This is a genomic window from Amycolatopsis dongchuanensis (assembly GCF_039542405.1).
Lineage (GTDB): Bacteria > Actinomycetota > Actinomycetes > Mycobacteriales > Pseudonocardiaceae > Amycolatopsis_E > Amycolatopsis_E sacchari.
Map to the genome: position 1 here is coordinate 22,071 of NZ_BAABIB010000111.1, position 20,720 is coordinate 42,790.

Genomic DNA, 20,720 nt, shown 5'->3' on the forward strand with positions numbered 1-20,720 from the left:
TTCGCGGGACTACTCACTCCACTGAACGCGCCAGCGCGATCAGCTCCCCCGCCACCTCCTCATCGAGCACCGCGTGCGTGCCGTAGTCCACCGCCGACGGCGGTGACGCCGGGACCGGCACTCGCCGCGGGGCCGCATGCAGGTCCCGGACTCCGGTGGCCCGGGCGATGGCCAGCGCGTTGTGCGGGCGGATGCCGCCGCAGGCCATCACCGTCAGCGCGTCGCCCGCGGCGGCTACCATTCGCCGCAGTACCGGGACCCCGTCCTCAGCCCGCGCGGCGCCTCCTGACGACAGCACGCGCCGCACTCCCAGCGGTACCAACGCTTCCACCGCCGCCACGGGATCGGCGGACACGTCGATCGCCCGGTGCACCGTGACCGGCAGGCCGTCCGCCGCCGCGATCAGGTCCGCCAGCACCGCCCGGTCCAGCTCGTTCCGCGCCGTCAGCGCTCCGACGACCACCCCGGCGGCACCGGAGATCGCCGCGTGGCGGACGTCCGTCAGCATTGCGTCCACTTCGGACGGTGTGTACCGGAAACCGCCCTCCCGCGGGCGGATCAGCACGTGCACCTCCGCGCGGTGACACCGGGCCAGCACCGCCGCGAGCAGCCCCGGCCCCGGCGTCAGCCCGCCCAGCTCGCCCGCCGAGCACAACTCGATCCGGTCCGCGCCCAGCGCGTCGGCGGCCACCGCGCCGTCGACGGTGTCCGTGCTCAGCTCTATCCGCAGGTTCACAGCAGCTCGGGCGTCAGGTCGGGGGCGGGCATGCCGGGGTCGAACGGGAACATCGGCCGCTCGATCCGCCGATGCCCCAACCGCAGCAGGTCCTGGTCCACCCCGCCCGGCGTGAGCGCCAGCCGCCAGTCCGCGGCCATCTCGTACAGCTCCGGCTCCAGGTACCCGATCTTCACGATCACCACCTCCGCCTCACGCGGTTTCAGGCCCAGCGCGGTGAAATCGGCCTCGTGGTGGTACGGCTTGCGGCGCGCCGTCACGATCACCCGAAGCTCGCCCACCGCCAGCACCACCGCCGTCCCGGCCACGGGATCTTCGGCGTCGATGGCCTCGACACGCGCCGTCAACGGCACCGGACCACACGGGCCCGAGTCGATCTTCCCGCCGACCTCGACGGTCACGGTGGCGCCGATCCCGGCGCGCACGGCGGTGGCCACGGTCTCGGGATCGACGATCGCCGCGTAGATCCCGTTCACGTCCAGGCGCAGCAGCTCGCCGAGGCTCCAGGAGGTGTCCCCGGCGCCGCCCGCCGTCGGGTTGTCCCCGGAGTCGCTGATGAAGAACGGCCGCGCCTCGCTCGCCTTCGCGATGCTCACACACTCGGCCAGCGTTCCGGTCGGGGCCACGAAAGCGAAGTCGTGCCGCGCGTCCCAGTACGCCCGCGCCAGCTCGGCCGCCTTCGCCGCGATCAGTTCCCGGTCGTCGCCCGTGACGACGACCGCCGCCTGGCAGCGCGGTTCGTCCGCCCACGCGTAGCCGACCCAGATCGCGGCGTCCAGCACCCCGTCGAGCGCCTCCACCTGCGGGACGCGGGCGTAGATGCTCTTCGCGGGCTCGATGCGCGTGCTCGTCTTCTCGCCCGGCAGCAGCACCGGCACCTGCACCCACGCCTTGGCGGGTTTCCCACCGTCGCGCAGACGCGCCACCAGGTTGCGCACCGCGCGTTCCCGCGTGTCCCACGCGTCTTCGTGTGGCGCCATCCGGTAGCAGGTGATCAGGTCGACCGCCCGCGCGAGCCGCCGCGACACGTTGCCGTGCAGGTCCATCGACGCCGAAACCAGCACGTCCGGCCCGATGATCTCCCGGATCCGCTCGGCGAGATCCGCCTCGACGTCGAGCCGGCCCTCCACGCTCATCGCGCCGTGGATGTCGAAGAACAACCCGTCCAGCGGCCCGGCGTCGCGCAGCCGCGTGAAGATCTCCTCCGACAGCTCGGTGTACGACTCCTCGGTGACCGCGCCGCCCGGCAGCGCCTTGGCGTGCAGCAGCGGGACCCACTCGACGTCGGCGGGCAGGAAGTCGTAGCGCGCCAGCAGTTCCCGGTCGCGGGTCACCACGAAATCGTCCACTGTAGAGCGATGGGGCGAGAACGTGCTCGACTCGATCGCGATTCCGGCGATCCCGATCCGCAACGGCTTCACCCGGCCACCTTTCCCGCCGCTCGCACGGCTTCGTCGAAGACTTCCTCCAGCGTGAGCGCACCCGCGCCCACGAGAGCCGTGTCCGCGCCGGTGCGGACCCGGTCGATCCTGAGTTCCCGCGTCGCGAGCGGCAGGCACCGCTCGTACAACGCGCCCCGCACCGCGGCGACGAACGCCTCGGCCCCCGACAACGCGCCGCCCAGCAGCACCGCGTCCGGGTTCGCGAAGTTGACCACCGTGGCCAGCACCTCGCCCAGCAGCAGCCCGGCCCGGCGCACGGCAGGCGTGACCTCCGGGTGCGCGTTCTCCGCCGCCGCCATCACCTCGGCAGCACTGGCCAGCTCGACGCCCGCCTCCCGCAGCTGGCGGATGAGCGCCGCACCGCTGGCCACGGTCTCCAGGCAACCGCGATTGCCGCAGCTGCAAGGGTTTTCCTCCCCGGCGGCGACCCGCACGTGGCTGATGTCGCCTGCCACGCCACCGCGACCCCGGTGCAGCCGCCCTTCGACAATCAGGCCCGAGCCGATGCCCGTGCCCGCCTTGACGACCACCAGCGTTTCGCCCGGCGGGCCCAGCCGTGCCGCCCCCAGCGCCATCAGGTTCGCGTCGTTGTCCACCACCACCGGCTGCGTGAAGTGCCGTTGCAGCGCGGCACGCACGGGATAGCCGCGCCAGCCCGGCATCCGCGCGGGCAGTGTGACGGTGCCCGCCGCGTAGTCGACGGGACCGGGCAGCCCGACACCGACGCCCAGCCACCGGCCCGGCACGTCGCTCCGGCGCGCGAGGTCGTGCACCGTCGCGGCGAACTCGGCGAGCACGGTGTCGGGGTGCGCGTCGATCGTGATGGGCGCTTCGGTGGTGCACAACAGGTTCCCGCCGAGGTCGAGCGCGCCGACGCGCACGTGGCTGGAGCCGAACTCGGCGGTCCAGACGTGGCCGAACTCCGGGCGGACGGCGAGCAGCCGCGGGCGGCGGCCGCCCTGCGACCGGCCCTCACCGGACTCCGTCAGCACCCCGGCGGACAACAGCGCCTGCACCCGCAGCGAGACCGTCGACTGCGGCAGCCCGAGCACCCGCGCCAGCTCCATCCGGGAGGTGGCGCGGCCACTGGTGATCAGCCACAACAGGTCCGTGGCGGCGGGGGCCGGAGTACCGAGCACTACTTGCACCAAATCTGTCGTAAGTATGCAGAAACCTTATTGTCACCTGGCCCCCTTGGCGATTTCCATGGGAGGTGGTTGACTCCGCCAGCATAGGCAGCCCCGGGAAGCCCCAGCAAGAAATCTCTTGCATCAATCTTGTTGGAAGTGAGGCGAAAAATGGTGCGCAGACTGGCCCTGCTGGCCGTCTGCTGTCTCGCGCTGACGGCCTGTGCCGGAGCGCGGGAGCAGCACGGCGGCGGCGGGCAGAACGAAGTGCCAGGCGGGACGGTCCGGTTCGCGCTGCCCCCGTCGGCGACACCGAACTGGATCCTGCCGATCTCCTACCCGGGCTACACGGCCAGCTACAACTCGGCGATCCAGTCCACGATGTACGTCCCGCTCTACGCCTACGACGGCACTTCGGGCGCGGTCGCGATGGACGAGCAGGCGAGCGCGGCCGAGCCGCCGGTGTATTCGGCGGACGGCCGCACGGTCACGATCCGGCTCAAGCCGCTCACGTGGTCCACGGGAACCCCGGTGACCACGCGGGACGTCGAGTTCTGGTTCAACCTCGTGCGCGCGGGCAAGGACGACTGGGGTGCCTACACGAGCGGGCTGATCCCGGACAACGTCACCGCCTTCCACGCCGTCGACGAGCACACCTTCACGCTCACGCTCGACAAGACCTACAACAACGACTGGTTCACGGCCAACCAGCTGACCTACGTAATTCCGCTGCCGCACCAGGAATGGGGTGACGGCGACGCCGACCGCACGCCTGAAGGCGCCAAGCGGATCTTCGACCACCTGGTCGCCGAAGCGAAGAACCTCGGCACCTACGCGTCGAATCCACTGTGGAAGGTCGTGGACGGCCCGTTCGCGTTGCGGAACTTCACCGCGAACGGCGCGGTCAGCCTGGTGAAGAACCCGCGCTACACCGGGGAAGACCCCGCGCGCCTGGACGGCGTCGACTTCCTCACCTTCACCAGTTCCGCCGCGGAGTACAACGTGCTGCGGGCCGGCGGCGTGGACTACGGCTACCTGCCGACGTCGAACCTGGGGCAGCAACCCGAACTCGAAGCGCAGGGCTACACCATCGAGCCGTGGAACGGCTGGTCCATCACCTACATCCCCTACAACTTCAACAACCCCGCGCTGGGCAAGGCGTTCTCCCAGCTGTACGTGCGGCAGGCGATCCAGCACGCGGTCGACCAGCAGGCCATCTCGTCGGTCATCTGGCGTGGCACCGCGAGCCCCGGCTACGGCCCGGTGCCGCAGGACAACGACCCGCAGTACCTGTCCGACCGGCAGAAGACCAACCCGTACCCGTTCGACCTCGACGCGGCGCGGAACCTGCTGGCCTCACACGGCTGGCGGCCGGGGAGCGACGGGGTCCTCACGTGCGAGGGCGACTGCGGTGAGGGCGTCGCGCGGGGCACGCGACTGGAAATGACCCTGCTGACGGAATCCGGCTCCGACGAGACCGACGGCACCATGCAGGAGCTCAAGTCCGAGCTGGCGCGGATCGGCATCGAGCTGAACATCAACTCGCAGCCGCTCAACACCGTCCTCGCGACGGGCACGACGTGCAAACCCGAGGAGCCCTCCTGCTCGTGGCAGCTGTCGTACTTCGGCACGCAGGGCAGCTGGTACTTCCCGGCTTACCCCAGCGGCGAGCAGCTGTTCACGACGGACGCCAGCGTGAACTTCGGCGGGTACACGGACGCGGTCACCGACCAGCTGGTTTCCGCGTCCACACAGGCGAACGCGGCGCAGACGATGCTCGACTACAGCGCCCGGCTCGCCGAGCAGCTGCCCGTCATCTGGATGCCGAACCCGCCGTACCAGGTCTCGGCGATCGACTCCGCGCTGCACGGCGTCAGCCAGGACCCGCTCGCGGGCCTGCAGCCGCAGCGCTGGTTCTGGACGAAGGAGGTGGCGCGATGATCCGCTACGTCGGAAAACGCTTGCTGCTGGCCGTCGTGGTCGTGCTGCTGGTCACCGTGGCCACGTTCGTGCTGCTGCACCTGCTGCCGGGCGGCCCCGCGCGCGGCATCCTCGGCGTCAAGGCCACGCAGGAGCAGATCGACGCGTTCAACCACTCCGCCGGGTTCGACCAGCCGTTGCCGGTGCAGTACTGGGACTACCTGCTCCGCCTGCTGCACGGCGACCTCGGCGAGTCGTACTCGATGAACACCGACGTCACGACGCTGCTGGGCGAGCGGCTGCCGAAGACGCTCGTGCTCACCGCGACCTCGACGCTGCTGGCGATCGTCGTCGCGCTGCCGCTGGGCGTGTGGCAGGCGGTCCGGCGCGGTGGCGTGCTCGACCACCTCGGCACCGGGATCGCGTTCGTGCTCTACGCGACGCCGGTGTTCTTCCTGTCGCTGCTGCTGATCATCCTGTTCTCGCAGGCCCTGCCGTGGTTCCCGGCGCAGGCCGCGCAGGGCGACACGCTCGGCGAACTGCTGTCGCAGCCCGGCTCGCTCGTGCTGCCGGTGCTCGCGGGCGCGGGCGCGACGGTGGCGGCGTTCAGCCGGTACATGCGTGCCTCCACTTTGGACAACCTGACCGAGGACTACGTGCGCACGGCCCGCGCGAAGGGCACGCCGGAGCGGGTGATCCTGTGGCGGCACGTCTGGCCGAACTCGCTGACCTCGGTCGTCGCGATGCTCGGCTACTACGTGCCGGTGATCTTCGGCGGGTCGCTCGTCGTCGAGTCGATGTTCAACTACCCCGGCGTCGGACTGCTGTTCTGGAACGCCGCCCGCAACGCCGACTACCCCGTGCTGCTGGGCGTCGTGCTCGTCATCGCCATCGCGACGGTCGCCGGTGCCCTGCTCGCCGACCTCGTGCAGCTGCTGATCGATCCCCGGATCCGGAGGGCGGGAGCACATGACCACGCTTGACCCGACCATCTCGCTGGCGCCCGCACCCGAGCGGCGCCACCGCGGCACCCTCTCGGCGTTCCTCGGGCACCGCACGGCAGTCGCCGGCGGCATCCTGCTCCTGCTGGTGCTGGCGTTCTGCTTCCTCGGCCCGCTGCTCTACGGCAGCGACCAGGTGCACACGAACCTGCAGGCCGCGCGGCTCGCGCCGGGTGCCGGACACCCGCTGGGCACCGACGACCTCGGCTACGACGTGCTCGGGCGGCTCATGGTCGCCGGGCGCACGTCGTTGATCGTCGGGGTGGTCGCGGGGCTCATCGCGACCGCGATCGGCGCGATCTGGGGCGCGCTCGCGGGGTACGCGGGCGGCTGGGCCGACGCCGTGCTGATGCGAATCGTCGACACCGGGGTCGCCATCCCCGCGTTGTTCCTGCTGCTCGTGGCCGCGACGCTGGTGACCCCGAGCGTGTGGGTGCTCGCGGTGATCATCGGCTGCGTCTCGTGGCTCGTCCCGGCGCGGCTGATGCGCGCGGAAACGGTGACGCTCAAGGAACGCGACTACGTGAAGGCCATCTCGGTGCTCGGCGCCGGACGGCTGCGGATCGTGTTCCGGCACCTCATCCCCAACGCGATCGGCACGCTGATGGTCAACCTGACCTTCCAGATCGCCGACGCGATCCTGCTCGTGGCCTACGTCAGCTTCCTCGGACTCGGCGTGCCACCGCCGACGACGGACTGGGGCGCGATGCTGAGCAAGGGCATCACCTACACCTACGACGGCGCCTGGTGGCTCATCCTGCCGCCGGGTATCGCGATCGTGCTCGTGGTGTGTGCGATCAACTTCCTGGGCGACGGACTGCGTGACGCGTTCGCGGTGAGGGGGCGGCGATGAGTGTGCTGAGCATCGAAAACCTGCGGGTGACCTACGGCGACAGTCCGGCCGTCGACAACCTGTCGCTGACCGTCGGCAAGGGCGAGATCGTCGCGCTGGTCGGGGAATCCGGGTCCGGCAAGAGCACGGCCGCGCTCGCGGTGCTGGGGCTGCTGCCGGGGAACGCGAAGGTGACCGGCTCGATCGAGCTGGCCGGGCAGGACGTGCTCGGCCTGCGGGGCGAGGCGCTGCGGCGCGTCCGCGGCAAGGGCGCCGGCATGGTCTTCCAGGAGCCGATGACCGCGCTGAACCCGTTGCGCACCATCGGGTTCCAGCTGGCCGAGGCGATCCGCAACCACGACGAGCAGCCGAAACGGCTGAAGCACTACCGCGACCGGTGCGCCGAGCTGCTGGACCGCGTCGGCGTGCCGGAGCCGCGGCGGCGCCTGGACCAGTACCCGCACCAGCTCTCCGGCGGGCTCCGGCAGCGCGTGATGATCGCCATCGCGCTGGCGGCGGGGCCGGAGCTGATCATCGCGGACGAGCCGACGACCGCGCTCGACGTCACCGTGCAGCAGCAGATCCTCGACCTGCTGCGGGACATCCGCGAGCACGAGGGCACGGGCACGCTCCTGATCACGCACAACATGGGCGTCGTCGCCGACCTCGCCGACCGGGTGCTGGTCCTGCGCCAGGGCCGCGTCGTCGAAGAGGCGGCCACCACGAAGCTGTTCGAACACCCGGAAGCCGACTACACCAAGCAGCTCCTGGCGGCGGTTCCGTTGCTGGGCACGGCTTCCCACTCCGAACCCGAACCGGCCGACGCGGTCCTGTCGCTGACGGACGTGGTGGTCACCTACGGCGGGCGGCGGGTGGTCGACTCCGTGTCGCTGCACGTCGGCGCCGGGGAGATCGTCGGGCTGGTCGGCGAGTCCGGTTCGGGCAAGACGACGCTCGGCAACTGCGCGCTGGGGCTCGTGAAGCCGAAGTCCGGCGGGGTGCGCGTGTTCGGGGAACCGCTGAACGGCAAGGCACGACGGCACATCGGCGCCGTCTTCCAGGACCCGGCGTCGTCCCTGGACCCGCGGATGACGGTGGCGCAGACGATCGCCGAACCGCTGGTCGTGCACACCCGGCAGGGCAGGCGTGAGCGGCTGCGGCGGGTGCGGGAACTGCTCGACGCCGTCGAGCTGCCCGAGTCGCTGCTGCACCGGTACGGCCACGAGCTGTCCGGTGGTCAGCGGCAGCGGGTGAGCCTGGCGCGGGCGGTCGTGCTGGGCCCGAAACTGCTGGTCGCGGACGAGCCGACGAGCGCGCTGGACGTGTCCGTGCAGGCCACGGTGCTGGATGTGCTGGCGCGGCTGCACGAGGAGTTCGGGTTCGGCTGCCTGTTCATCAGCCACGACCTCGCCGTCGTGGACCGCGTGTGCGACCGCGTCGCCGTGCTCAGCGGCGGGCGCGTCGTCGAGCAGGGCCCGTGCGAGCAGGTGCTGCGCACGCCGGAACACGAGTACACGCGGGCGTTGCTGCTGGCCTCGCCCGTGCCGGATCCGGCGCGGCAGCGTGAGCGGCGGTTGGCGCGCGCGGTATGACGGCACGGTTCTGGGCAGGGCTCGACATCGGGGGTTCGAAGACGCTCGCCGTGTTGTGCGACGAGCGGGGCGAGGTGGTGGCGGAGGCGGTGCGGCCGACGCCGGCCACCGAGGGTGGCGAGTCCATTTTGGACATCGCCGCCGGGCTGGTGCGCTCCTTCGGTGTCACCCCGGCGGGGATCGGTGTCGGTGCCGCGGGGGTGGTCGACCCGAACACCGGCACCGTGCTCGCGACGGGCGATTCGTTCACCGGCTGGGCGGGCACCGCGATCAACGCCGGGCTCTCGGCCCGGCTGGGCGTGCCCGCGCGTGCGGAGAACGACGTCAGGGCGTTTCTGCTCGGCGAGGCGGCGGGGTTGCGGAACGCGCTGGGTGTCACGCTCGGCACCGGGGTCGGCGGGGCGCTGCTCGTGGACGGCAGGCTGCTGCGGGGCCGGGGCGCTGGGGAGATCGGTCACGTGGGCGCGTTCGGGGACGAGCCGTGTTCGTGTGGGCAGCGGGGGCACCTGGAGGCGTACGCGTCAGGGCGCTCGCTGTCCCGGCGTTACGCCGCGCGGACGGGGGCCTCGTTGACAGCGCAGGAGATCGCGGCGGCCGCCGAGGCCGGGGACGCCGTGGCGGCGGCGGTCTACGAGGAAGCCGGGCGGCACCTGGGCTCGGCGGTCGCGCAGGCGGGCGGGTTGCTGGGCCTGGACCTGGCCATCCTCGGCGGCAGCGTGGTGGCGTCGTGGCCGTTGCTGGAGAAGGCGGTGCTGCGCGCGCTCGAAGCCCAGCCGCTCCTGTCCGGTACTCCGGTGCGGATCCGGTTGTCGCGGCTGGGCTCGCGCGCGGTGGCGCTGGGGGCGGTGCGCCTGGTCCGGGAGTGAGCGCCTCACCCCTGCCCTGAGCTGGTCCGCCGCGCCACCGATTCCACAGTGGACTTCCCGGCGGTCCACCCGGAGATCCAGGGGCCGGTGCCCTCGCTCGGGTCGAGGACCCCCTCCTCCAGCGACGTGTACCGGCCCCGCAGCACGCCCGCGGTCAGCGCGTAGTCCCCGTCGTCGGTGTTCGTCCACAGGGCGTCGAACAGCCGCTCGACCCGCAGGCGCGACTGGTGGCAGAACGCCTCCGCCAGCTCCCGCGCCTCCGCCGTGTCCTGCATTTCCGCCCGCACGCAGCTCGCCGCCATCGCGAACAACTCCGCGCCGATGTCGACGATCCGCCCGAGGAAGCCCTGCCGCTTCTCCAGCGCCGCCTGCCAGCGCGCCATGCCGTAGAACGTCGAGCGCGCCAGCTTCCGCGACGTGCGCTCGACGTAGCGCAGGTGCGGCGCCAGCCTGCCGAACTCCGCGAACGACGTCGGCACCTGGCCGCGCCCGGTGACCAGCTGCGGCAGCCACTTCGCGTAGAACCCGCTCGCCTTCGCGGCCGCCTTCGCCTTGGCGGACAGGTCCGCGTCGGCTTCCGCGAGCGCGCCCGCGGCGGACAGGTGCGCGTCCACGGCCTCGCGCGCGATGAGCAGGTGCATGATCTCCGTCGAACCCTCGAAGATCCGGTTGATCCGCAGGTCCCGCACCAGCTGCTCGACACCCACCGCGCGTTCGCCGCGCGCGGCCAGCGACTCCGCCGTCTCGTACCCGCGCCCGCCGCGGATCTGCATCAGCTCGTCCGCCACGCGGCACGACATCTCGCTCGCCCACAGCTTCGCCAGCGCCGCCTCGATGCGAATGTCGTTGCGGCCCTCGTCGCTGAGGTGCCCGGACAGCTCCTGCACGCTGTCCATCGCGTAGGTCGTCGCGGCGATGAACGCGATCTTGTTCGCGACCGCGGCGTGCTCGCCGATCGGCTTGCCCCACTGCACGCGCTCGCCCGCCCACTCGCGCGCGATCTTCAGGCACCACTTGCCCGCACCGGCGCACATCGACGGGATCGACAGGCGGCCGGTGTTGAGCGTCGCCAGCGCGATCTTCAGCCCCTTGCCCTCGCCGCCGACCACGTTCTCCTTCGGCACGCGCACCCGGTGGAAGCGCGTCACCCCGTTTTCGATGCCCCGCAGGCCCATGAAGGCGTTGCGCCGCTCCACCGTGATGCCCGGCGTGTCCATCTCCACGATGAACGCCGTCACCCCGCCGCGGTGGCCCTCGGACTTCGGCACCCGCGCCATCACGACGACCAGCTCCGCCACGACACCGTTGGTGGTCCACAACTTCACGCCGTCCAGCTCGTACGCCTCGCCGTCGTCGGTGGGCACCGCGGTCGTCGCGAGCCGCGCCGGGTCCGAGCCCACGTCCGGTTCGGTGAGCAGGAACGCCGTGATCGCACCCTTCGCGCAGCGCGGCAGGAACCGCGCCTTCTGCTCGGGCGTCCCGGCGAGCTTGAGCGGCTCCGGCACGCCGATCGACTGGTGCGCCGACAGCAGCACACCCAGCGTCGGGTTCACCGAGCCGACGAGCATCAGCGCGCGGTTGTAGGCGACCTGCGTCAGGCCGAGGCCGCCGTACTCCTCGGGGATCTTGATCCCGAAGCAGCCCAGCGCCGCCAGCCCCTTGACGTACTCGTCCGGGATGCGCGACTCGCGTTCGATGACGCTGCCGTCGATCGTCGCGCAGTACTCCCGCAGCTGGCCGAGGAACCGCTCCGCCTTCGCCTCGGCCTCGGGCGTGCTCCGCGGGTGCGGGTGGACGAGGTCGAGGCGGAAGCGGCCGAGGTACAGCTCCTTGGCGAACGACGGCTTGTCCCAGCCCGCTTCCCGCGACTCCTCGGCGAGTGCCCTGGCTTCCTGTTCCGTCACCTTCACCGGTTTCGCCACCGGGCACCTCCTCAACATCGGCGTCAAGCCTTTGTGACGAGTGTTACTCACTGGTAGCGATCAGGGAAGGCTCTCCGCCGAGAAAAGCCGTCGCCGTGACCGGGAAGCCGGGCAGCCCGAGCACGACCTCGCCCGGTCGCGGCCGCCCGAGCACGTACATCCGCCGGTGGAACCAGATGTCGGTGTACAGGTCGAGCGGGCAGCCGCCGATCTCGACCTCGACGGGACCGATTTCCGGCAGCACGGCCCAGCCGTGGACCAACGGCTCGTCGTCCTCGATGTAGTCGGCGTCGTCGACCGCGCCCGCGATCCGGGTCCAGGTCCCCGGTGCCGGCGGCCGCGACCGTCGCGCGACGAAGACCAGCGCCGCCAAGGGAACGACGACCATCCCGTAGGCGACGAGCACGTAGGCGATCTCGTCGGGAGCCGGTGGTTCGATGACCGTGGCGACGAGCAGCGCGACGAGGGCGGCGGCGAACAACCCCGCGAAGCCCGCCGCCAGCCGGAACCGCCGCCGCTTCCGCCACCAGTGGTCCACCGCCCTCGGCGCGGTCACCCGTCCCGCCCTCCGCCGGACCCGCGCGCGCCACGGCCGTCCGGAACCCTCGACGCGGATCACCGCCAGCCCGCCGTCCGGGCCGACGAACCACACCCTCCCGGTGCGCGCGATGACGTTGCGCACCTCACGAGGCATCCCGGGCAGCGCGAACACCGTCCCGCCGGCCACGATCCGCCTGCCACGCAGGCTCACGTCGACCGGCAACCAGGGCTGTTCCCGCAGCAGGGCTTCGGCCGGGCGGGTCCAGCGCACGAACCGCAGGCGGCGCCAGACGGTCCAGCCGAGCCAGGCGGCGAGCCCGACCGGCAGGCCGATGAAGTCGGTGGCCTCGAACCCGGACGCCGCGTGCAGCACGACGAGCAGCCCGATCCACGCCAGCCACCCCCACGGCACGCGGCCGCGTTCGCGCAGGTGCGCGAGGTGCAGCGCGGTGCTGTCACTCTCGAACGCGGGCAGGTGGGCCACGGGGATCACGGACGAGGAGCGTAGAGCCCGGATCCACGCGGAGCGATCGAATTCGTCACCAAGAATGGCCGCCGCCCGCCGTGCGAGAGACGATCGAGGGCATGACCGAGCTGAACCTCCCCCGCCCCATCGGGTTCGTGCTCGGCGGAGGCGGCAGCCTCGGCGCGATGCAGGTCGGGATGCTGCGCGCGCTCGACGAACACGGCGTGCACCCGGACCTGGTGACCGGTACGTCCGTGGGCTCGCTCAACGGCGCGTTCCTCGCGCTGGAACCGGCCGACGCGACGCGGCGGCTGCCGGAGATCTGGGTGCACATGACGCGTCAGGAAGCGTTTCCCGGCGGGGTGTTCAGCCAGGTGCGGACGCTGCGGCACGCGAAGACGCACCTGTTCCCCAACACCGGCCTCGCCGCGATCGTGCGCGAACACCTCGGCGAGCACACGACTTTCGAGGACCTGAAGCTGCCGCTCGGGGTCGTGACCACCGACGTCGACACCGCGGAGCCGCACCTGTTCCGCTCCGGCGAACTGCTGGCGCCACTGCTCGCGAGCGCCGCGATCCCCGGCATCTACCCACCCGTCGAGCACGACGGCCGCCTGCTCTACGACGGCGGGCTCGTGGCGAACGTGCCGATGCGGCAGGCGCTCGCGATGGGCGCGAAGTCACTGGTGGTGCTCGACTGCGCGTTCCCCGGCCAGATCCCGTCACCGCCGCGCACGATCGCGGAAGTGCTGATGTACACGGCGATGATCAGCATGCGGAACCAGGCGGTGCTGGAAGCGCCGCTCGCGGCGGCCGAAGTACCCGTCGTGTACCTGCCGGGACCGGTGCCGATGCGGTTGAGCCCCTTGGATTTCCGTCACACCGGAGAACTGACGGAGCGTGCGTATGAAGCCGCGCGGGTACACCTCGAGAGCCTTGATGTCGACGGTCCTGGCCTTTACGGCGGGCCGGGTGTGAAAGTCGTGTCAGGCGTCGAAGAACAGTGGTGACGCACGCCACTCCCCGGCAACAAACCACGTGGTCGGGCGTCTGTAGGAGCGCGGTAGTTTGAAGCACCAGGCACGCTCCTCCCGACCTCCACGACAAAAGAGACCAGATGTTCTTGAACAACTCTTCACGCTTCTCCGGTAGAGCGCGATCCGGCCTGCTCACCGGGGTACTGGTGACCGTGCTCGCCCTTTCGGCGTGCAGTTCAGACAATTCGGACAACAATTCGACGACCGGCGGCGGTGCCCCGGTTTCGTCCGAGGCCGGCGCGGCCGTGAAGGTCTCGATCGAGCCCGCCCAGACGACGAACGTCAACCCGAAGACGCCGATCGTCGTGAAGGCCGCGAACGGCACGATCACCGACGTGACCGTGACCAACACCACGAAGGGCACGAAGGTCAACGGGACGCTGTCGCCCGACAAGACGACGTGGACGTCCAGCGACGTGCTCGGCTACGGCGCGAAGTACTCGATCGACGCGCACGCGGCGGACGCGAAGGGCAAGACCGTCGAGGAGCAGAGCACGGTCAGCACGCTGTCACCCGCGAAGCAGGCCAACCCCAACATGATCCCGGCGCCCTCCGCGGTGGCGCAGACGGGCGTCGGCGTGGGGCAGCCGATCGTCTTCCAGTTCACGTACGCGGTGAAGAACAAGGCGGACGTGGAAAAGCAGCTGTCGGTGACGTCGAACCCGCCGCAGCAGGGCAGCTGGTACTGGGTCGACGACAAGAACGTGCACTACCGGCCCAAGACGTACTGGCAGCCGGGCACGACGATCACCGTCAGCGCGAAGATCTACGGCGTCGACTTCGGCAACGGCGTGTACGGCGCGACGGACCGCACGGAGACCTACCACGTGCACGACTCGTGGATCGCGAAGGCGGACGGCAACACCGAGCAGATGCAGATCTTCCACAACGGGCAGATGGTCAAGTCCATGCCGATCTCGATGGGCAAGGACTCGACCCCCACGCACCTCGGCGCGCACGTGATCTCGGACAAGCAGAAGGACTACACGATGGACTCGTGCACCTACGGGGTCTGCCAGGGCGACCCCAACTGGTACCGGTCCGAGGAGCACTGGGCGCTGCGCATGTCCAACGACGGCGAGTTCGTGCACGAGAACCCGAACAGCGTTGGCTCACAAGGGAGATCCAACGTGTCGCACGGCTGCATCAACCTCAACGCCGACAACGCGCAGTGGTTCTTCAACAACTTCGGCCTCGGTGACGTCGTGGAGGTGAGCAACTCCGGCGGCAAGCAGCTGCCGGTGTGGGACCTCTACGGCGACTGGGCCCTGTCCTGGGACGCGTGGCAGAAGGGCAGCGCGCTGAGCTGAGGAACGTCGACGCGGCCCGCGCTCCCATCGGGGGCGCGGGCCGTTCTCGTCTAGTCCTCGACGGGGTGGCCGTGTGTCGCGACGAGGATCGTGACCACCAGCGCGACCAGCACGACCGCCACCAGGTACACCGCGACCGGGGTGGCCGACGCCGCCAGCACGAGCACCGCGGCCAGCGGGAAGCCGAGCGCGATGGGGCGGCACTCGTTGCGCGGGCCGACGTGCAGCAGCCACACGCTGAGCACGTACAGCGCGACCGGCACGGTGAGCGCGAGCGCGGTTCCCGTCGTGCCGAGGTGGCCGGTGTGCGTGACGTGGTCGATCGTCAGTTCCAGCCCCACGCCGACGGCTGCGGCCGAGCCGAAGATCAGGTAGTGGCCGAAGCCCCAGACGTACCCGCGCCGGAACTGCAGGAGGCGGCGGTGCCCGGGCCGGTCGAAGTACACCCACCACATCGAGCACACGATCGCCAGCCCCGCGACCGCCACCGCGATCAGCTCCCCGACCTCGTGGCCGCTGCTCAGCGCGTCCTCCATCGCCGTCGTGGCCGCGAGCACCGACTCACCGAGCACGATCAGCGTGAACAGCCCGTACCGTTCGGCGATGTGCCGCGGGTGCCAGCTCGTCGCGCGCGCCCGCTCGGCCCACACCGGCACCAGCAGCTCCGCCACGACGAGCACGAGGAAGCTCACCGCGAACCACGAAGCCGGCACCGCCAGCCGGAGCAGCCAGCCGATCTGCACGACGGTGATGCCCAGCGCGTACCGCAGCGCCGTCGGCCGGTACGTCTCGTCCTGCCGCGCGGCACGCAGCCACTGCGCGACGAGGGCGAGCCGCATGAGCACGTAACCGGCGACGACGATGGAGAAGTCCTCGTGCCAGGCCGCGGGCACGCCGGCCGCGACCACCAGCGCCCCGGCGATCTGCACGAACGTCGCCACGCGGTAGGGCACGTCGTCGGTGTCGAAGGCGGAGGCGAACCAGCTGAAGTTGACCCAGCCCCACCAGATCGCGAAGAACACCGCGAAGTAGGTGCCCACGCCGTGGGCGATCTCGTGCTCGCCGAGCGAGTGGTGCAGCTGGACGCCGGCCTGGCTCACCGCGACGACGAAACACAGGTCGAACAGCAGCTCCAGCGGCGTCGAGGCGCGGTGCTCCTCCGCGCGTCCGCGAGCGAGCATCGGGCGGTACCAGACTCGGGTGCGTTCCACGGCTCTCCCCTCGGGCCGGACGGGTTGGACCCCGCCATCCCACCACGAGGGCTCGGGTGAGCCCGGCTCCCCCTCCGTGCGGGCCCACCCGAGCAGGTGCCTTCGCGCGGCTGCCGAACGGTCCCCCGCGGACGCCGACAGCAGCGTGAGAAACGAGCGGATGTCCCAGCCGGACGACCCCGGCTCGCCGGGCTCGTGGTCCCATCCCCGGACCACGGGCCAGGCCGCCACTTTCCGTAGCGAATTTCTCGAAGTGAAGGCCTGACCAGGTTTACCTGGTTGCTCTGAGTAGCGCTACCTCATCGAGGAAACCATCACTCAGATGGAGCAGCCATTGTCACGTGCCGTAGTTGCTCGGCAGAGCGCCGTGCTCGGCGGGCCCGCAGCTCGCCGATGCCGAGCAGCAGCGCGACGGCTGTGAAACCCGCGGAACAGAGCATCGCGATGGTGAGCGCGGCTTCACCGGCTTGTAGCGGTGAGTAGTGAGGCTTCAGCCGGAGGAGAGCACGAACGCGAACCAGCCCGTCCGCCTCGGACGAACCTCAGCTGCCCGACGGCGAAAAGGCCGGGTGTCCCCGTTTCTTCGCCTCCGCGGTCAGGTGGCACCCCGTTCGCACCAACAGGGTGGTGTTGACAGCCGAACCGAAGTTCAACTCGGCGTCATACAGGTCGGAGAAGACGACTTCGTGGTCCTCCGGCCGGCTGACCGTGGTCACGACCTTGTCGAAGCCGTACTTGAGGGCCACGGTTCGCACGACCTGCACGGCCTCGTCCCAGCGCCCGTCGGGAATGCTCCCCGGCGCCATCCAGTTGGCCAGTCCGCGCTGTTCGCCGTCGGTCTCGAGGCCTGGGTAGCCGAACCCGCAAGCCGCGCCGGTCAGCTGGCTCGTCTGCCGCCACCGCAGGTCGGGGTACACCCGCGACAACGCGTCGCGGATCTGGCCCGACATCGCCTCATAACGCGCGGTGGCCTGGTCGATGTCCGGGCGCTGCACCAGGTCGGCGAACTGCTTGGCCAGACGGCTCGGATCCGGTGTTGCCGACATGGGGCTCCCCGTGCGGTCGTCGCCTCCGCACCCGGCCAGTTCGAGCACCAGTGCGGCGGCGATCAGACCGGCCAGGGTTGCGCGGATGAGGCGGTTCATGGTCGTTTCCAGGGTTCGGTGGCGGGCAGGGGTCACGCTAGCGACGTACTGGGGGCTGGGGCACGGGTGCCGGGGGCGCCGGCGCGTACGGCACTCTGAGCTCGGGTCGGCCGGCGACGATCGCGGCCATGTTGTACTGGCTGGTCGAGCCTTCCTGCAGGTACTCGCTGTGCGTGTGGGTCGCGTCGAGAGGTGCACCGTCCACCGAGACCGCGTTCCCCGTGTCCACGCGATCGACGCCGGGCATGTCGTAGGGCGACACGCCGAAATGATCAAGCATGTCCAGCTTGGGGATCGAATCCCGGTCCGACATGGCAGCGAACAGGTGTCCGTCCGGGACTTTGAGATCGCTCCGCTCGTCGGCGTCCAGGCCGGGTGAGCCGAACACCACGGCGTCGTCGACCGGGGTGTCCCGCTGCAAGGCGATTCCGGTCGTGAGGCTGCCGTACGAATGGCCCAGGGCGGTGAGGTGCAACGGGTTCCCCGTGCTGTCGTGGGAGGCGCCGAGCCCGTCCAGGAACCCGTCGAGCTTCTCCGCGCCCACCTTGGCCAGGTGATCCGAAACGACCGACTGGTTCCCGCCGAGCACGTCACTCCATTGCGGGGCCTCATAGCCCATCCAGGTCACGGTGGCCACCTGCCCGCCGTCGCCGTAGCGGTCGGCCAGTGATTGAGAATGCTGTTGCAGGTTCTGCATGTCGTTGTCGTAGCCGCTGAGACTCCGGTCCACCGTAGAGGTGAATCCGGGGGTGAACACGGCGACGTGTTCGGCTGTGTCCACGTTCCCCACGGCGAGAGCTGCCTTCACGCGGTCGCCGGACACGTCGAGGGTGAGCAGCTGCCTCTCACCGGGGCGGCGCATGGCGGCCTCGACAGCGTCCAGGGACCCGAGCTTCGCTTCGAGTTGGTCGATCTCGTCCTGAACCCGCTGGATCGCTCCCGGCGAGACCTCCGATTGGCTGGAGAGATCGGCGAGCTCCTGCGTGACGGCGTCGATCCGCTGCCGGATCTCCGCTCTTTCCGCGGGGATGCGGGCGAGGTTCGCCTTCGAACGGATCTCCCCGGGCAGCCCGTCCCGGTTGCCGAGCAGCTCGGGATGGTCGCGCAGTAGCACGGCCTGCTGGTTGGGCGACAGCGTGGCCCACCACGCGGCGTTGTCCGCCGGTGTCGCCCCGGGCGGTGGCGCCGGGATGCTCAACGACCCGAGTACCCAGCCGGAATTCCCGGCGGCTGCCAGGTCGGTGTCCTCACTGCCCGGGGCGATGACGTGGCCGGCGAGAACGCGGTCCAGCACCGCGCAGAAGTCGTTGTCGACGTCCTCGGCGGAACGCAGCACCTCTCGTACCCGGTCCCGCAGCTCGACGGCGATCCGCTGCCGGTCGGCGGTGTCCTGTGAGCCGTCGGGGTCTTGCTCGGTGCACACGGGCGGCGGTCCGTGGTCGGTCACGCTGCCGTCGTCACCAATCTGGAATTCGTGCGCGGCAGCCAGAGTTCGCGCCTCAGCGACGCCGTGCAGTATGCCGGTGATCGCATCGGACACGTCCCCCGCGGCGCGGCGCACCATGGCCCCTTCGGCGGCCAGTTCTTCCGCCACGGCCGCGAGCCGGCCGGCTTCCGCCGCGGCGGCGTTCGCGGCCGGTCCCGCCCAGCCCTCCGGTATCCCGGCCGCGCGCAGCTCATCGGCACAGCCGACGAGCTGGTTGTAGCGGTTGTTGAGCACCGTCACCAGCTCCGCGAGCGGTTCCGGGCTCCACCGGATCACCTCACCCCAGCCGACCACGATCAGTTCATCCCGCTCGGCATCTCGAACTGGCGCAGCTCGCGCTGAGCGGCGTCCTCGTGTGCCCGGTAGAACTCGGCAGCACGGGCCAGGTCGTTCGCGTAGTCGGTGAACCCCCTGGCGAGCGAGTTCTCCTGCCGCGCCCAACCGTCCTTCACCGCAGCCAGCTTCGCGACGGCGCGTGCGCCGGGCATTCCAGCTTCTCCAGCCGGGACAGCGCCGGCGAAGCCCAGGGAACCGAGCACGCTCGCCACTCGCTGTGCAGCACGACCCGCTGCCGCGATGTCGTCGATGACGATTTGGTATCCGGTCATACCCGCCCCCTCAGACGGTAGCCAGCTGCGCATTGTGCTCAGCTCGTGACGCTACGGGATCGAAGGGCGCGGGCTCAACCGGTTCGAGCGGATTTGAGTAGGTCTACTCACCGCTACCACTCCCTCGCCGGTCGTTTCGTCGCCAGCGGGAACGGGCGAGATCATGTGCGGCGCGGAGCAGGTCCCGGACCGTGTTTTCGGTGCGGGGGCCCGGGTTCACGACGGCGAGCCAGCCCTGCCTGCCGTAGACGGGGTGCGCGATGACGACATCCTCGGCGTCTTCGGGGGGCGTATGACCGGTCCATTGCTTGAAGATTTCCTTGCCCGCGAAGAGGTTCACGCGGAAGGCACCTGGGCGGTTCAGGCGGGAGGTCTCGTCGCCCGGGTAGTCCTTCGTCACGATCGTCGCGAAGGGCTGCGTTTTCGGGACCACGCCGTCGGGTGCGTAGTAGAAGAACGCGTCGCCCCAGCTGATTTCGGGTGAGCCGTCGCCCGGACCCGGCTGGAGGGTCAGCACGCCGTCCAGTCCCCCGACGAACTCGATGATCTCGGTGATGCCCATGGGTTCTAGCCTCTCATTCATGTGCTTGTGGAGGCTCCGGCTCTGGTCTGCCCTGGTGATCCGGTGACAACCCGCAAATCGGGCGGTCTGCGGACGATCGAGGTCGCCCGGCGGGCGGGGTACTCGGTGCAGCAGGTGCGCAACCTCGAACGCGACGGCGTGCTGCCTCCCGCCGCGCGCACCGGCAGCGGCTACCGCAGCTACGACGAGCGGCACGTGTGGTCGGCGCTGGCCTACCGGGCGCTCGCGACCGCCACGGGCCCGGTCGAGGCGAAGACGATCATGCGGGCGGCGCAGGCGTATCCGGGTTCGGACCTGTTCGCGCTGCTGGACGCGGCCCACGCCCGGCTCGACGCGGAACGCCGGGAGCTGGCCCTCGCGAAGCAGGCCGCGGAGGCGATCGCGGCGGAGCCCATCGCCGACGTGCGCCCGTCGGATTCGCTGAGCATCTCGGAACTCGCCGAGGCGATCGGAGTCCGCCCGTCGACCTTGCGGCACTGGGACGCGGAGGGGCTGGTGGTCCCTTCGCGGGCGTCCGCTCGGGAGCCTCGGCGGTACTCGCCCGCGGAGGTCCGTACGGCGCGGATCGTCCACCAGCTCCGGCTCGCCGGTTACGGCATCACGGCGCTCCGGGCGCTGGTGCCACGGCTCGGGCGCGGGGAGGAGGTGGGGGCGGCGTTGGTCGTCAGGAGCGCGGTGATCGAGCGGCGGGCCCGGGCGTTGTTCGATGCGGCTGGGGCACTTGGGCGGTTGTTGTCTGGGGAGGGGTGAGTGGTTCGGGGGTTGGGGGGTGCTGGGGGTGGGGCTGGCGAGGGCGGTGGTGGTGGGTGGTCGGGGGTGGTCGTTGGGGCGCGCGTCAGACTTTGTGGCTCAGGGGTTATGTAGGTTCCTGAGCAGGAGGTATGACGATGAGCCGT

Annotated in this window: 18 protein-coding genes; 8 read left to right on the forward strand and 10 right to left on the reverse strand. The window is 70.5% G+C overall.

What is annotated here, in order from left to right:
- Positions 1-13 precede the first annotated feature (13 nt).
- From ABFX51_RS28590 to ABFX51_RS28600, 3 genes are read right to left on the reverse strand one after another with little or no spacing between them, the layout of a single operon-like run.
- Positions 14-736, reverse strand: a complete 723-nt coding sequence (locus ABFX51_RS28590) for a copper homeostasis protein CutC (protein ID WP_346055493.1) — start codon at positions 734-736, stop codon at positions 14-16.
- A complete protein-coding gene (locus ABFX51_RS28595) occupies positions 733-2,157 on the reverse strand; it encodes a M81 family metallopeptidase (protein WP_091504384.1) in 1,425 nt (474 codons plus the stop codon). The genes ABFX51_RS28590 and ABFX51_RS28595 overlap by 4 nt, the downstream gene beginning before the upstream one ends.
- Positions 2,154-3,317, reverse strand: coding sequence for an ROK family transcriptional regulator (locus ABFX51_RS28600; RefSeq protein ID WP_245782892.1), 1,164 nt, complete (start codon positions 3,315-3,317; stop codon positions 2,154-2,156). The genes ABFX51_RS28595 and ABFX51_RS28600 overlap by 4 nt, the downstream gene beginning before the upstream one ends.
- Positions 3,318-3,476: 159 nt before the next feature.
- Between ABFX51_RS28600 and ABFX51_RS28605 the strand changes: the two genes are divergently transcribed.
- From ABFX51_RS28605 to ABFX51_RS28625, 5 genes are read left to right on the forward strand one after another with little or no spacing between them, the layout of a single operon-like run.
- Complete coding sequence (locus ABFX51_RS28605) at positions 3,477-5,246, forward strand: peptide ABC transporter substrate-binding protein (protein WP_091504385.1); 1,770 nt, start codon at positions 3,477-3,479, stop codon at positions 5,244-5,246.
- The gene (locus ABFX51_RS28610; protein ID WP_091504386.1) at positions 5,243-6,208 is read left to right on the forward strand and encodes an ABC transporter permease; all 966 of its coding nucleotides are present in this window, start codon (positions 5,243-5,245) and stop codon (positions 6,206-6,208) included. The genes ABFX51_RS28605 and ABFX51_RS28610 overlap by 4 nt, the downstream gene beginning before the upstream one ends.
- Positions 6,195-7,079: an ABC transporter permease gene (locus ABFX51_RS28615; RefSeq protein ID WP_091504387.1), complete on the forward strand. Its 885-nt coding sequence runs from the start codon at positions 6,195-6,197 to the stop codon at positions 7,077-7,079. The genes ABFX51_RS28610 and ABFX51_RS28615 overlap by 14 nt, the downstream gene beginning before the upstream one ends.
- Positions 7,076-8,650, forward strand: coding sequence for a dipeptide ABC transporter ATP-binding protein (locus tag ABFX51_RS28620; protein WP_091504388.1), 1,575 nt, complete (start codon positions 7,076-7,078; stop codon positions 8,648-8,650). The genes ABFX51_RS28615 and ABFX51_RS28620 overlap by 4 nt, the downstream gene beginning before the upstream one ends.
- On the forward strand, positions 8,647-9,516 hold the full coding sequence (locus tag ABFX51_RS28625; RefSeq protein WP_091504389.1) for an ROK family protein: 870 nt from the start codon (positions 8,647-8,649) through the stop codon (positions 9,514-9,516). Before ABFX51_RS28620 ends, ABFX51_RS28625 begins: the two co-directional genes overlap by 4 nt.
- Positions 9,517-9,521: 5 nt before the next feature.
- Here the strand turns inward: ABFX51_RS28625 and ABFX51_RS28630 are convergent, their stop codons facing one another.
- Together ABFX51_RS28630 and ABFX51_RS28635 are read right to left on the reverse strand one after the other, a co-directional pair.
- On the reverse strand, positions 9,522-11,456 hold the full coding sequence (locus ABFX51_RS28630; protein WP_091504390.1) for an acyl-CoA dehydrogenase family protein: 1,935 nt from the start codon (positions 11,454-11,456) through the stop codon (positions 9,522-9,524).
- A 25-nt stretch (positions 11,457-11,481) separates the two neighbouring features.
- Positions 11,482-12,471 carry a hypothetical protein gene (locus tag ABFX51_RS28635; RefSeq protein WP_346055494.1) on the reverse strand — a complete coding sequence of 330 codons (990 nt, stop codon included), beginning with the start codon at positions 12,469-12,471 and terminating at the stop codon, positions 11,482-11,484.
- A gap of 92 nt (positions 12,472-12,563) precedes the next feature.
- Here ABFX51_RS28635 and ABFX51_RS28640 point away from each other — a divergent pair, with 92 nt between their 5' ends.
- Together ABFX51_RS28640 and ABFX51_RS28645 are read left to right on the forward strand one after the other, a co-directional pair.
- Positions 12,564-13,454, forward strand: a complete 891-nt coding sequence (locus ABFX51_RS28640) for a patatin-like phospholipase family protein (RefSeq protein WP_346055495.1) — start codon at positions 12,564-12,566, stop codon at positions 13,452-13,454.
- Positions 13,455-13,561: 107 nt separating this feature from the next.
- Positions 13,562-14,791 (forward strand): L,D-transpeptidase, encoded by a 1,230-nt coding sequence (locus tag ABFX51_RS28645; RefSeq protein WP_346055496.1) that lies wholly within the window; start codon positions 13,562-13,564, stop codon positions 14,789-14,791.
- 50 nt (positions 14,792-14,841) lie between these two features.
- On the opposite strand, the gene ABFX51_RS28650 is transcribed toward ABFX51_RS28645, so the two are convergent.
- The 5 genes from ABFX51_RS28650 to ABFX51_RS28670 form a co-directional block, all read right to left on the reverse strand.
- Positions 14,842-15,972: a low temperature requirement protein A gene (locus ABFX51_RS28650; RefSeq protein ID WP_346055505.1), complete on the reverse strand. Its 1,131-nt coding sequence runs from the start codon at positions 15,970-15,972 to the stop codon at positions 14,842-14,844.
- A gap of 572 nt (positions 15,973-16,544) precedes the next feature.
- Entirely contained in the window at positions 16,545-17,183 is a 639-nt protein-coding gene (locus ABFX51_RS28655) for an LppA family lipoprotein (RefSeq protein ID WP_346055497.1), read from the reverse strand.
- A gap of 1 nt (position 17,184) precedes the next feature.
- Positions 17,185-18,927 carry an alpha/beta hydrolase gene (locus tag ABFX51_RS28660; protein ID WP_346055498.1) on the reverse strand — a complete coding sequence of 581 codons (1,743 nt, stop codon included), beginning with the start codon at positions 18,925-18,927 and terminating at the stop codon, positions 17,185-17,187.
- Positions 18,928-18,929: 2 nt separating this feature from the next.
- Complete coding sequence (locus ABFX51_RS28665; protein ID WP_346055499.1) at positions 18,930-19,121, reverse strand: hypothetical protein; 192 nt, start codon at positions 19,119-19,121, stop codon at positions 18,930-18,932.
- Between the two features lie 223 nt (positions 19,122-19,344).
- Complete coding sequence (locus ABFX51_RS28670; RefSeq protein ID WP_346055500.1) at positions 19,345-19,803, reverse strand: DUF6194 family protein; 459 nt, start codon at positions 19,801-19,803, stop codon at positions 19,345-19,347.
- Positions 19,804-19,866: 63 nt separating this feature from the next.
- On the opposite strand from ABFX51_RS28670, the gene ABFX51_RS28675 reads away from it, so the two are divergent.
- On the forward strand, positions 19,867-20,574 hold the full coding sequence (locus ABFX51_RS28675) for a MerR family transcriptional regulator (RefSeq protein ID WP_346055501.1): 708 nt from the start codon (positions 19,867-19,869) through the stop codon (positions 20,572-20,574).
- Positions 20,575-20,720: the final 146 nt, after the last annotated feature.

Excerpts from the sequence above, each read along its gene's own strand:
- ABFX51_RS28605 (WP_091504385.1), top strand. The coding sequence starts at position 3,477 with ATGGTGCGCAGACTGGCCCTGCTGGCCGTCTGCTGTCTCGCGCTGACG.
- ABFX51_RS28610 (WP_091504386.1), top strand. The coding sequence starts at position 5,243 with ATGATCCGCTACGTCGGAAAACGCTTGCTGCTGGCCGTCGTGGTCGTG.
- ABFX51_RS28615 (WP_091504387.1), top strand. The coding sequence starts at position 6,195 with ATGACCACGCTTGACCCGACCATCTCGCTGGCGCCCGCACCCGAGCGG.
- ABFX51_RS28620 (WP_091504388.1), top strand. The coding sequence starts at position 7,076 with ATGAGTGTGCTGAGCATCGAAAACCTGCGGGTGACCTACGGCGACAGT.
- ABFX51_RS28625 (WP_091504389.1), top strand. The coding sequence starts at position 8,647 with ATGACGGCACGGTTCTGGGCAGGGCTCGACATCGGGGGTTCGAAGACG.
- ABFX51_RS28630 (WP_091504390.1), bottom strand. The coding sequence starts at position 11,456 with ATGTTGAGGAGGTGCCCGGTGGCGAAACCGGTGAAGGTGACGGAACAG.
- ABFX51_RS28640 (WP_346055495.1), top strand. The coding sequence starts at position 12,564 with ATGACCGAGCTGAACCTCCCCCGCCCCATCGGGTTCGTGCTCGGCGGA.
- ABFX51_RS28645 (WP_346055496.1), top strand. The coding sequence starts at position 13,562 with ATGTTCTTGAACAACTCTTCACGCTTCTCCGGTAGAGCGCGATCCGGC.
- ABFX51_RS28650 (WP_346055505.1), bottom strand. The coding sequence starts at position 15,972 with ATGCTCGCTCGCGGACGCGCGGAGGAGCACCGCGCCTCGACGCCGCTG.
- ABFX51_RS28665 (WP_346055499.1), bottom strand. The coding sequence starts at position 19,121 with ATGCCCGGCGCACGCGCCGTCGCGAAGCTGGCTGCGGTGAAGGACGGT.
- ABFX51_RS28670 (WP_346055500.1), bottom strand. The coding sequence starts at position 19,803 with ATGGGCATCACCGAGATCATCGAGTTCGTCGGGGGACTGGACGGCGTG.